Below are 12,196 nucleotides of genomic sequence, written 5' to 3' on the forward strand. Positions count from 1 at the left end.
AGGCCGCGGATGACGGAATCCAACGCGTTGCGCGTGTCGGTGCTGGGTCCGTTGCGGGTCTCCCGAGCGGGCGAGGAGCTGCGTCTCGGCCCGGCTCGCCAGCAGGCCCTGCTGGCGGTTCTGGTCTTCCGGCACGGGCACGTGGTATCGCGTGAGGAGCTGGTGAACGCGGTCTGGGGACAGGACGCTCCGGCCACTGCGGGCGGGAGCATCCACACCTACATTTCCGGGCTGCGGAAGGTGCTCGAACCGAATCGGTCCCGGCGCTCCGCCTGCGGGCTGCTGGCGTCGGAGGGCCCAGGCTATCGGCTGGCGCTCGCCGCGGGAGCCCTCGACGCCAGCGAGTTCGACGCGGTCAGCCTCACCGCCGTGGAAACGCTCGCACGAGGAGACTCGGCCGCGGCGGCCGCGCTGGCCGACCAGGCACTCGCGCTGTGGCGCGGCGAACCGCTGACGGGCTTGCCGGGGCCGTTCGCGGCGAGTTGCCGGCAGCACCTCCTGGACACCCGTCTCAGCCTCCTCGAAACGAGAGCGACCGCAGCTCTGCGCGCCGGGAAACACCGCGAGCTGGTCGCCGAGCTGACGGCGCTGGTCGCGCAGTACCCGTTGCACGAGGGACTGCGCGGGCTGCTGATGATCGCTTTGTACCGCTGCGAGCGCCAGGCGGACGCACTCGACCAGTTCCGGCTCGCACGGCAGGCGTTCGCCGCGGAACTCGGCACCGCGCCCGGCGACCGTCTTGCCGATATCCATCAGCGCATCTTGGTCAACGATCCGCACATGGCGGCGGAGGGCCGCGCCCCGGCTTCCGCGGTCCGGGACAATCGCCGTCCGCGGCCGCGCGCGGCCGCGTTCGTCGGCCGCCGCGGCGAACTCGGCCGTCTCGAACAGGCCGTGGCTGATCTCGCCGAAGGATGCGGGAGCGTCGTCTGGATCGAAGGCCCGCCGGGGATCGGCAAGTCCGAGATGCTCGCCGTCGGCCTGGCCGGGTTCGACACGGCCGCGGTACGGGTCCGATGGGGAACCGGGGACGAGCTGGCGCAACGGTTTACCTTGCGCGCGATGACCGAATGCCTGGGGCCGGGGGGCGATTCGCCCGCCGACGGCGGGTTGTTCGGCGGCAGCGAGATGTCGGCTTCGGCGGACGAATTGGTCGAGAAGGTGCGGAACTGGTGCACGGACGGCCCGGTCGCGGTCGTTCTGGACGATCTGCACTGGGCGGACGCGGCGAGCTTGACCGTCTGGGAGCGACTCGCCCGCGTGTCGCGCACGTTGCCGTTGTTGGTAGCGGGGGCGTGTCGGACGGTTCCGGACCGTGCCGCGCTCGACCGCCTCCGCACGGTGGCCGAGCAGTGCGGCGGCGTTGTGCTCGAGCTCGGCAGCCTGTCCGGCCGGGCCGTCGAAGAGCTGCTGATCGGCCTCGGCGTGCCCGCCGGGAGCGGACTCCGCACCATCGCCGGACAGGCGGACGGCAACCCGCTGTATTTGCGGGAACTGGCTGAAATTTCGGTGCGGCAAGGGGAAACCGGCGGTGCGGAGCTGCAGTCCCTGGCCGGTGTGCTGACGCACCGGCTGGCGTTCCTTCCCTCGGAAACACTCGAGGTCTTGCGCCAGGCCGCCCTGCTCGGGCGGGACTTCCGGGTGGACGAGCTCGCGGTGGTCGTCGCCGCGTCCCCGGTCCAGCTGGTCTTGATGCTCGAAGAAGCGACGACCGCGGGCGTGACGGTCGCGAACGGCGACCGGATGTCGTTCCGGCAGCCGTTGATCTGGCAGGCTTTGTACGGACGAATGCCGCCGCCGGTACGGGCGGCGCTGCACCGGCAGGCTGCCGAACGCCTCGCGCGGTCGGGCGCGTCGATCGATACGGTCGCTCGGCAGCTCACCGCGATGCCGTTGACGGTAGACCCGTGGATGACCGAATGGGTGTGCGCACACGGTGAAGCAGTCGCGACCCGGGCACCGGAGATCGGCGTCGACTTGCTGCGGCGCGTGCGGGTCGCCGCGGATCCGGCGGATCCGCGGGTCGTCGGGCTCAGAGCGGCGCTGGCCCGGGTGCTGTACCGGCTGGGAAAGGCTCCTGAAGATGAGGTGCTGGCGGTACTGGCCTCGACGCGCGATCCGGAACTGGCCGGGGAAATGCGCTGGCTTCTCGGTTCGGTCTACGCCCGGCAGGGCCGGGAACGGCTGGCGGCAGAGACCCTGCGCGAGGCCGCGGACGCGGCCGGAATCTCCGAGAAGTGGCGGGTTCGCTGCCGGGCGTCGCTCGCTGCGCGAGAGTTTCTCGGCCTGGGCGATCGGCTCGCGGCGGAGGAGACCGTGCGTGCCGCGGCCGGCGAGGCGGAGGCGCTGAGCGATGCGTTCGCGGGCGCGTGCGCTCTGGCTGCGGTCTGGATGTTCCATACTGCCGACCGGAACCATCTCGAAGCGCTGCGCTTCGCGGACGAGGCAGTGCGGCTGCTGGAGGCGGTTCCGGGCGTGGCCGCGAACGCCGAACTCGGCCAGTTGTATGTCGGGATGCTGGCGAACCGCATCGCCAGCCTGCTGAGTCTCGACCGGCCCGGCGAAGCCGAGGAAGCGCTCGGTGTCGTAGCGGCGGCAGCCCGCCACCATCGGCTGGCCGGCTTGCCGGACTACGCCGCGACCGCGTCCTTCTGGACCGGGCACTGGGAATCAGCGCTTGCCGAAGCCGCGGCCGTCCCGATGGGGGCCGGAGCAGCCGTGGGAGGGCTGCGCGACCCGGGGCCGATGCTGCTGCGGCTCCGCGGAATCGCCGCCCTGATCGCCGTGTTCCAGGACCGTCCTGCCGAGGTGGCCGAACACCTCGCCGCGGCCGACGACATCCCGTTGCTGACGGCCGAGGAACGGGCGTCCAGTGACTTCCTGATCATGGCCGAGGCGTACGCGGCCGAGCGCGCCGGGCAGTTCGCGGAGGCGCTGTGCGCGGTCGCGCCCTTGCTCGATGACGGCTACCTGCCGGTTCTTTCGCTGCGCCACTGGCTGCCCGAGATCGTCCGGATCGCGCAGCTGGCGGGCGACCGCGCAGTGGCCGGCCGCGCGGTCGAGATGGCTGAAGCGGAAGCCGCAAGGGAGCAACAGCCGGCGCGAGCCGCGGCTGCCGCTGCCCGGTGCCGAGGGCTCGCGACCGGGGAACCGAATCCGGTTCTGGCCGCCGTGAAGCACTACGAGGAGGTCGGCTGGGCGGTCGAACTGGCTTGGTCGGCGGAGGACGCGGCAGAACTGCTGGCGCTTGCCGGGCGTTACGACGATGCCCGTGCGATGCTGGCAAAAGCAGTGGACGGATACGCAAGGTTCGGTGCGAAGTGGGCGATTCGCCGTGCTCGGGCCAGGTATGCGGCGGCTGGCGGGACTGCAACACTGCCGGACCAGGCGGGCATGAGCTATCCGGAAGCTGGGTGACCCGGTCGGACCGGATCCGAATGGTCCGGATGCCGCCCCGCGGAGAGCAGCGGGGCGCGGAACTGCCGGGATGGCCGCGCGCCCTGCTTGCTCGCCGCGAGAGCGACTGGGCTAGCGGCCGATCAGGGCGTACCCGTTGCTCTGGGGCGTGCAACTGAACTGGTGGATGATCCCCTGCTGTGCATACACGTTGCCGGCGTACTGGCACTGGCCGTACGTCGGATACCACTGGGCGAGGTATCCGCCGCTGGCGGACGCGGTGCCGGCGCCGGCCAATGAGATCGCAGCCGCTGCGGCGGCCAGCCCGAAGCCGGTCAGAATCGTGCGGGAACGTCGGATCTTCATGTTTTCTCCTCGGGATCGGGTGCGCTGTCCCGACTATTGAATAGGGCAACCGGGGTTTTCGGAAAGTGCGGGCAGGGCAGGATGACTGGCGGGAAGTACGGATATTCTCCCCGGCCGGCGAATTCAAGAGTGTTTTCCATGGGAGTAGGGTCAACCGCCCTGTCAGGAAGCGCGCGCGGTTGACCCGCGCGTGCGGTCGTCAGCACCGCTACGAGGAGGGAACATGACGAAAACCTTGCCACTGACCTCGGAGACGCCGGCGGTCCGCACTGACTTTTCCGATCAGGCGGCTTGGGAACAAGTGAAGGCGCCGCTCAGTGGGTGACGCCGGATGAGTTCGTCGCCTGTGCGGCCTATGTCGACGACCCTGACTTCACCGGCCTGCCTGCCGCGAGGCTGCTGGAGCGCTTGCCGGATCCGGGCGACCACGCACGTTTTCTGGTAGTCGGCGAAACGACGATCCGCACTCCCTGAACATCCGGTTCTGGTTGTGGACCTGGGCTCCGACCCTTATCCGGAGAGGGGGTGGCCGGGTGCGCCGGCCGGCCGGTCGTTCCGCGCTTTGCCGCACGCCGTTCCTGTCGATCTCGAATATGGGCTGGGAGGAGTTCGCGGATCGCGTCGACGACGACGGAGTACTGCGCGAACATCTGCTCTACGGCCGAGTCCCGGACTTGCCCGGTGGCCCCCGGCTTCGTGACAGCGGGCTGCGCAAGGCCCCCGGCCGTTGTGGAGCGTTCGTGAAGCGGCGTCCGGGACAGTTGCCGGGTCGGCTGAGTCCGGCCCGCTGAAGTGGTCCCTCCCTTGGCGGCAAAGACGTCCAAAATGGTGCTTCGCCTGGCGCAGTTGCTCGGGCGCGCCGCTCGTCCGTGAAGGGCCCCTTGAGGGAATCTAAGTCCCGGAAGGAGCCCTTCACGGACATTTCCGGGCGATCCGCGACGCCCCGCCGGATGAGTGACACGATCTCACGCGCCGGCTTGCATTCAGTGTCCGCAGCCGGATGCGGATGGGGGCGGGTTCGGGTGTCGTGTCGCGGGCCGGAGCGGTGTTTTGCTGCTCCGCCGCGGAAGCGGCCGGGCTGACGGGCGGGTTGCCGGGCGCGTTGGCGTCGCAGCCGGCGACCGGCCTGGGGCACGGGCACCGGATCAGCCGGTACTATGCGGAATTTCCATCTTCCGCGCGTGGATGACCTGCGCAGGGTCGCAGGTCATCGAAACCCGGCTCCCCTGGAGCCAGCGCTCCGCTGGAGCCAGCCGGGTGCTCGAACCCGCTTGAGCAGTGCGTGCGCTCCCCGTCCGGGGGGTCTCCGGCAGCCGGTGCTGGGCGGCTTCGCCAGCGAGGTTGCCCCTTCAGGCAAAGGTGGGCCGAACGGCCTAGCCTCCGCTGGGTTTCGCGGTTGCGCCGACCTAGACTTCGGCCGAAGACAAAGCAACAACAAATTCCCTTCACTGCGCAGCCGCACAGCTGCGTGATGGCGGCTTCCTCTTGTCGAAGGGGTATTCCCGTGAACGTTTTGGGCGTGAATTGTGTCTACCACGAGTCGTCGGCGGCAATCATTGTCGATGGGAGAGTGCTGGCGGCGGTCGAAGAAGAACGATTCAACCGGGTGAAGCACGGGAAACCGGCGGATATCGACAATGCAGACGTTCTTCCGATCGAGTCCATCAAATTCTGCCTGGATTTCGCCGGACTGCGGCCGGAGGACGTCGACCTCGTCGCCTGCTCGTTCGATCTCGGACTGCGCGAGCGGGAGTTCGAACTGGACGCGCTGAGCCTTCCGGGCGACTGGGGGAGTGCGGCCGGCGAGGCGGCGTTCACCGGTGCGGTCCGCCGGATTCCGGAGGCGTTGGGCGAGCTGCTGGGAGCGCCGGTCGAGGATCGGTTCCGGTGGATTCCGCATCACGTCGCCCATGCCGGGTCGGCGTACTATCCGTGCGGTGACGGATCGGCCGCGCTGCTGGTGGTCGACGGTATCGGCGAGGTGGCCACCGGATTGTTCGGGGCCGGCGACGGGCCGGTCATGCGGAAGACCGGGGAGATCGCCTATCCGAACTCCATCGGGTTCGTCTGGGAGAAAATGTCCGACTATCTGGGCTTCTCGCCCTATGACGCCAGCAAGGTGATGGGGCTGGCCTCGTACGGCGACCCGGCGGAGTACCGGAATGCGATGCTCGAGATCGCCGGCAAGCCGGACGAGCTGGCAGTCCTGCCGGACGTGTTCGAGTTCCGGATGGGCCGGTATGACGGGCTCGAATCGTTTTTCGGGCCCCGGCGCTCGTCGGGCGAGCAGCTGGACAAGCGGCATTGGGATATCGCCGCGGCTTTGCAGGAGTGGAACGACGAAGTCCTTCTCGCGCTGGCGAATCGTGCTTATCAGCTGCATCCCGCGGAAACCCTCTGCTATGCCGGTGGCGTCGCGCTGAATTGCACGTCAAACGGTCGGCTGAAAGATATCGGCCCGTTCGCCAACGTGTACATCCCGTCTTCGCCGAACGACGGGGGAACCGCCATCGGCGCGGCGCTGACTGCCTACTACCAGGAACAGCCCTCGGGCACTCCGCTGGTGCCGACGACGGACACCGTGTACGTGGGACCGGAATACTCCGCCGACGAGATCCGCGCTGCGTTCGACGAAGCGGGGCTCGAATACCGGGAACTGGACGATCCGGCTTCCTATGCGGCGGAGGCGATCGCGAGCGGCAAGGTCATCGGCTGGTTCCAGGGCCGGATGGAGCTCGGCCCGCGTGCGCTCGGGAACCGGTCGTTGCTGGCCGACCCGCGCGATCCGGGCATGCGGGACATGCTCAACCACAAGGTCAAGCACCGGGAAAGTTTCCGTCCGTTCGCGCCAAGCGTTCTCGCCGAGGAAGCGGAGTCCTGGTTCGAAATCGGCCGGTGGTCGGACTCGCTGCAGTGCATGCTTTTCACCTGTTCGGCGGCCGGCGGCCGCGCGGACTCGATCCCGGCCGTCGTGCACGTCGACGGAACCTCCCGGGTGCAGACAGTTTCGCGCGAGTCGAACGCGGCTTACCACCGCCTGATCTCCCGGTTCCACGAGCTGACCGGCGTGCCGATGGTGCTGAACACGTCGTTCAACGACAGCGAGCCGATCGTGTGCAGCCCGAAGGACGCCATCGCGACTTTCCTCGGCACGAAGATCGACGCGGTCGTCATCGGAGACTGCGTCGCGGTCCGGGAGGGCTGACGGGTGGCGCAAGCGACGGCCGAACAGACGACAGTGGACCGGCTCGACCTGACCGCGGCGGAAGCCGCCGAGACCCGGGAAGTCGTCCGCAAGTTCGCGGCGGCGGATCCGGACGCGCCGCTGCACCGCCGGATCCTTGCCGCGCGGCGGCGTCTTCCGGAACGGCTGGTCGACTTCCTGCATTCGTTCCGGTACCGGGAACAAGCCAGCGCGTGCGTGGTCGGCGGCTGGCACGTCGACGACGAGGCGATCGGCTCGACCCCGCGGCACTGGCGGGACTCGGACGACAACCTTCTCGAAGCGTCCTACCTGACGTTGGCGGCTTCCGTCCTGGGTGACGTGTACGCGTGGAACACAGTCCAGGACGGGAAGCTCGTCCAGGACCTGCTGCCGATCGCCGGGCAGGAGGACGAGAAGAACGCAGGCAGCAGCGCGAGCCTCCTCGACCTGCACACCGAAGACGCGTTCTCGGATCTGCGCTGCGACTACCTCGGGCTGCTGTGCCTGCGCAACGACGACCGGGTGCCGACGACGTATGCCCCGATGAACCAGGTCGAGCTGAGCGAGCGGCACCGCCGCGTGCTCCGGGAGCCGCGGTACCGGCTCCTGCCGGACCCGGAGCACCTCCGCCGTGCCGAGGCGCTCGGGAAGAACCCGCCGGGAGCGCGGAACACCGGCCTGCTGTTCGGCGACGAACGCGACCCGTACCTCGTGGTGGACGACTACTTCATCGAGTGGGACGAGGACGACCTCGAAGCGGCCGAAGCGTTCCGGGCGTTGTCCGGCGAGCTGAGCCGCCTGCAGACGGGCATCGCACTCGACCCGGGCGAGATGGCGTTCGTCGACAATTTCCGTGCCGTGCACGGGAGAAAGCCTTTCGTCGCGCGGTACGACGGGCGGGACCGGTGGCTCAAACGGGTCAGCGTGACCCGGGACCTCCGCCGTTCCAGGCAGACCCGGTCGGGTGCCGAGGGCCGGGTAGTCGACGCGGGCATCGCCGCCGGGGGAGATGCCGGATGAGCAGCGCGATGCCCGTGCGGATTGTCGAGGACGCACTGGAATCCGCGGCCGACACCGCGCAGGAGTGCGTTCGTGCGCTCCGGGTCGCGCAGCTCCGGCAGACGTCCAGCGCATCTTGTGACCCGGACAGCATCAGGGTGGCGGTCGCGGCGGCGCGTGCGCTGGTGCTGCAACTCTCGATGGCGTTGGTCGACGCGGACGGCTGCGCACGGGCAACGCGTCGGCACACTGCCGAGCTGTCCCGGGCGGACGACTCGGACGCCGCCTAGCCGGGCGGCCCCTCGGGCCGTGCGGTCTCTCGCTTCTGCGCTGGACAGGCCGCAGCGTCACGGCGTTTCTGGACAAAGTTCGCACAGTGTTCGTGCGAGGCACGGACGAGCTGACCGGTCCACAATAGACTTCCGGAACGGCACGCGTTCGGGCGGCCGGGCTGGCCGACAACCTAGGATGGAGCAGTCGATGACAGAACCCTTCGAGGGCAGCTGCTGTGGCGGAGGCAAGCCCGCAGCGGACCGCGGTCAGGAAGGCGCCGACGTCCGCTCCCGGAGGTCGGTGCTGCGCGGCGGAATGCTCGGCGGGCTCGGGCTGGCGGCTACCGGGGTTTTGGCGGCCTGCACGTCCGGCAGCGATCAGAGCGCCGCGACCAGCCCGGCCCCGGATCCCGGGAAACAGGCGAAACTCCGGGTCGTGCTGCTGGGGACCTCGGCCGGCCCGCCCTATCAGACCGGCCGGATGGGCATTTCGTCCGCGCTGGTGGTCGACGGGGCCACCTACGTGATCGATTGCGGCCGCGGCGCCGTCAACCAGTACAAGGCCGCCGGCCTGCGGTTCGAGTCGATGAAGGGGATCTTCCTGACTCATCTGCACGCCGACCACGTGATGGACTATTTCACGTTTTTCCTGAGCGGCGGTTTCGGCCTTTCCGGAGACAAGGACCTCCTCCCTCCGGTCAATGTCTACGGCCCGGGCCCGGCCGGCGCGCTGTCGCCGCCGTTCAAGGGCGGTTCGGCGCCGACGGTGAACCCGGCGGATCCGACGCCGGGCACGGCCAAGATGACCGAACACTGTCACGATGCGTTCGCCTACAGCAGCAACTGTTTCATCCGCGACACCGGCATTCGCGACCCGCGGTCGCTGAGCATCGTCCACGAGATCCCGATCCCGGCGGCGGTCGGCGCGAGCGCGGCGGGCAAGACGGCGCCGCCGATGTCCCCTGTTCCGGTGATGGAGGACGACCGGGTCCGGGTCACCGCGACCTTGGTTCCGCACGGCCCGGTCTTTCCCTCGTTCGCGTTCCGTTTCGACACCGAGTTCGGCTCGGTCACGTTCTCCGGGGACACCACGCCGACGGACAACCTGATCTCCCTTGCCCGGTCCTCGCAGTTGCTGGTGCACGAAGCGATCAGCGATCCGAAGAAGGGCGGCCTCCCGGCGGTCGCCGCCGATCACATGCTCAAGAGCCACACGGTGGTGTCGGACACCGGAAAAATCGCGCAGCGAGCCGACGTACCGCATCTGGCGCTGTCGCACATCGGCGATTTCAGCGGAACTTTGGACGAAGCCGGCTGGGTCCGGCAGGCGAAAGCGGGGTATGCCGGAACGGTGGTCGTCGGACGCGACCTGATGAGCATTCCGGTGGTCAAATAGGGCGATTGCGGAGGGCGGCCGCCCTCGTGCCGACGCGGACTGTGCTTTGCTCTGGGCCTTCTTCGCTCGTACGGGTGAGTGCCCGGCAGGCAGGGTGCTTCCGGGAAATCAGTTTTGTCGTTTCCCCTTCTTCGCGGGGCAGCCATTGCGCTGCCCCGCTTTCGGTGTAGCGTGCATGCGCGGACGTGCGGCGTGCGGTCCCGGTCGCTTCCCGGGATCATGAATCGCCGGGATGTCCGGGCGTCGCCGTGCGCGTGCGTCGTGCCGTCATTCTGAGCCGCTTTCCGGAGCCGTTCCTGGCTTCCGAAAGCGGTTGTTAGGGTTCCTCGGAAATGGGAGATAGCGGAGATTCATGCCGGACTCGTCGTCGTTGTCTGTGGACTGGCTGCCGTTGACCATTCGGTTCGCGCAATTTCTGCTCGTCGAAGATCCGCCGGCCGGGACAGCGCTGCCGACGCTGCGGACCAGCGGACTGATCGAGGACCAGCCGGGCACGGTGCGGTGCCGGACCGGGTGGCGTACGTCCCAGATGTTGTTGACGGTGACCGTGACGGCGGACGAGCCGGAGTGCGACCGGTCCTTCGACGACATCGCGGAGGTGAGTCACCTTTCCGTGACCGGAGAACTCGCGGTGGCCGACTGGAGTCGCGCGCTGCAGTGTCTGCTGCCGCAGCTGCCCGGCGGGGCGGGCTGGCACCGTCTTCGCTATCACGCTCGGGGCATGAGCGGCCGGCGGATCGGGGAGGGCTTGGTGCAGATCTGGCCCGCTGAACCGGCCCCGCCGCGCGCGGTCAAAGTGACCAGCGAGGTGGGGCGGTTCTGGCATCCGGACATGCCAGCCGACATCGGGTGACGGAGTTGCCCGCCGACGCAGGCTGCCGCTCAGCGGCAGCCTGGGGCAGGGGTACGGAGTCAGGACGGCGGCGTCGTGCTTCGTCCGGCGCAGCGGTGATGTCCGCAGGCTGTCGCTGGCCCGGGCAGCCCCACGGTGGTTATCGAGCCGATGCTCCGGCTCGCCATTCATATCGTTCGCGATGCAGCCGCGGGCTCTGGCAGGTCGACCGGACGGTCTGCGCGACCATATGCATCAACGCGGCCGGGCCGCAGAGGTACCAGTCGGTTTCGGCCGGGCGGTCGGCGGCGAGCGCCTTGACGGTATCGGCGTCGAGCCGCCCGGTTTGTGCGCTGAACACCGGGATCAGGGTCAGCCACGGGAGATGCCGGGCATGGCCGGCCAGCTCTTCCCAGCACGGCAGGCTGGCGGAATCCCGTGCGGCGACAACGAGGTCGACGGTGGCCGCCGGATTCTCGCCGGTCCGGTTCCGGGCAGTTCGCAAGACCGACAGGAACGGCGTGATGCCGGCGCCGCCCGCCACCCAGACCTGGTGCGGACGGGCTTCGTCGGCCGGTGTCGGTGCGAAGGCCCCGAACGGGCCGTCGATGTGCACTGTGGCACCGGCCGCCAAACCGGCTTGTGCGTTCGCGGTCCAGTCCCCGGCAGGACAGATCAACACGCTGAGGCGTTCGTCGTCCTGGGAATTGGTCAGGCTGAACGGATGGGTTTCGGTGGCTCCGCCTGCCTCCGCGGTGAGGAAAACGAACTGCCCCGGGCGATGCCGGGCGATCCGGGCGCGGTGCGGGCGGAGGACGACCTCGGTGCCGCGTTCTCGCTGGATCGAGCGAACCACGACGTACGGAACGCCGCCGCGGATCTTGTCGGTCACCCGGACCGCGAAGCAGGCGACGCCGATGACCGCGAAACAGCCGAGGAAAATCCCGGCCGGCGTCCGGATCGAGGCCCAGGTCGCCGCGCCGATTACGAGATGGGCGGTGAGGACAAGGAACGCGGTTCCGGTGGCGGCGTGCACCCGCTGCCACTTGTGATAGGGAAACTTCGGCGAAAGCGCGAGCGCGACCGAACCGGCGAGCAGCAGTGCACCGAGCGCGCCGAGCGGGAGGGCCATGTTGAATTCCGCGAGCACGCTCTGGTGCCGATCGACGACGGACGCGACCGGGATCAGCAGCAGATGCACGGCGACGACGGCGAGGATCAGCGTTCCGATGCGGCGGTGCGCACCGTACACCCGGTCCAGCGGTCCGAACAGCTTCTCCAGGAACGGTCGCCGGACCGCCAGCAGAAGATTGGTCGCCATCAGGGCGTACGCCGTCCCGCCGGCGAGGAACGCCGCGCCGCTCGCCCAGCCGAGCGCCGGGATGATCTGTTGGAGAAGGCTTGCCGCCAGCGCGACGAACAGACATGCCACAAGCCAGATTGCCCAGCGGATCTTCGTCATCGGCGGACACTGCCCGCGATGCGGTGCGGTGCGGGGGACGGTTCGGCCGGCATCCGGACAAGGTAGGGAAATCCCTCGCGAACCGGAGGCGGGGTGCGGCACGTTTCCGGGGCAAGGCCGTTGTCCGTATTCCCCTGCTCTCTGCCGTACTGCCGGATCAGGGGTGTGCGGCGGCTTATCATGAGGGCGTCCGGGATCGAGTTACCCCCCCCGAACTTGGTATCCGGATGTGTGCAGTTCGCCGGGCCAGTGGTGTGCGCTGGCCCGG

10 protein-coding genes are annotated in these 12,196 nt (G+C 68.9%); 8 read left to right on the forward strand and 2 right to left on the reverse strand.

Annotated features, from left to right (window positions below):
* The first annotated feature begins 9 nt into the window (after window positions 1-9).
* Window positions 10-3,417 carry a BTAD domain-containing putative transcriptional regulator gene (locus ACZ7SW_RS35960; protein ID WP_470234824.1) on the forward strand — a complete coding sequence of 1,136 codons (3,408 nt, stop codon included), beginning with the start codon at window positions 10-12 and terminating at the stop codon, window positions 3,415-3,417.
* A gap of 111 nt (window positions 3,418-3,528) precedes the next feature.
* On the opposite strand, the gene ACZ7SW_RS35965 is transcribed toward ACZ7SW_RS35960, so the two are convergent.
* Window positions 3,529-3,762: a hypothetical protein gene (locus ACZ7SW_RS35965; RefSeq protein ID WP_470234825.1), complete on the reverse strand. Its 234-nt coding sequence runs from the start codon at window positions 3,760-3,762 to the stop codon at window positions 3,529-3,531.
* A 321-nt stretch (window positions 3,763-4,083) separates the two neighbouring features.
* On the opposite strand from ACZ7SW_RS35965, the gene ACZ7SW_RS35970 reads away from it, so the two are divergent.
* From ACZ7SW_RS35970 to ACZ7SW_RS36000, 7 genes are all read left to right on the forward strand, one after another.
* A complete protein-coding gene (locus ACZ7SW_RS35970) occupies window positions 4,084-4,236 on the forward strand; it encodes a hypothetical protein (RefSeq protein WP_470234826.1) in 153 nt (50 codons plus the stop codon).
* A 59-nt stretch (window positions 4,237-4,295) separates the two neighbouring features.
* Window positions 4,296-4,553, forward strand: coding sequence for a DUF6924 domain-containing protein (locus ACZ7SW_RS35975; RefSeq protein ID WP_470234827.1), 258 nt, complete (start codon window positions 4,296-4,298; stop codon window positions 4,551-4,553).
* A 713-nt stretch (window positions 4,554-5,266) separates the two neighbouring features.
* Entirely contained in the window at window positions 5,267-6,967 is a 1,701-nt protein-coding gene (locus tag ACZ7SW_RS35980) for a carbamoyltransferase family protein (RefSeq protein ID WP_470234828.1), read from the forward strand.
* 3 nt (window positions 6,968-6,970) lie between these two features.
* Window positions 6,971-7,987: a guanitoxin biosynthesis L-enduracididine beta-hydroxylase GntD gene (gntD, locus tag ACZ7SW_RS35985; protein WP_470234829.1), complete on the forward strand. Its 1,017-nt coding sequence runs from the start codon at window positions 6,971-6,973 to the stop codon at window positions 7,985-7,987.
* A complete protein-coding gene (locus tag ACZ7SW_RS35990; RefSeq protein ID WP_470234830.1) occupies window positions 7,984-8,256 on the forward strand; it encodes a hypothetical protein in 273 nt (90 codons plus the stop codon). Before gntD ends, ACZ7SW_RS35990 begins: the two co-directional genes overlap by 4 nt.
* A gap of 190 nt (window positions 8,257-8,446) precedes the next feature.
* Entirely contained in the window at window positions 8,447-9,634 is a 1,188-nt protein-coding gene (locus ACZ7SW_RS35995; protein ID WP_470234831.1) for an MBL fold metallo-hydrolase, read from the forward strand.
* A gap of 352 nt (window positions 9,635-9,986) precedes the next feature.
* Window positions 9,987-10,487 (forward strand): hypothetical protein, encoded by a 501-nt coding sequence (locus ACZ7SW_RS36000; protein WP_470234832.1) that lies wholly within the window; start codon window positions 9,987-9,989, stop codon window positions 10,485-10,487.
* A 139-nt stretch (window positions 10,488-10,626) separates the two neighbouring features.
* On the opposite strand, the gene ACZ7SW_RS36005 is transcribed toward ACZ7SW_RS36000, so the two are convergent.
* Window positions 10,627-11,928 (reverse strand): ferredoxin reductase family protein, encoded by a 1,302-nt coding sequence (locus tag ACZ7SW_RS36005; protein ID WP_470234833.1) that lies wholly within the window; start codon window positions 11,926-11,928, stop codon window positions 10,627-10,629.
* Between the last annotated feature and the right edge of the window lie 268 nt (window positions 11,929-12,196).

Source organism: Amycolatopsis sp. NPDC114484, assembly GCF_055633755.1.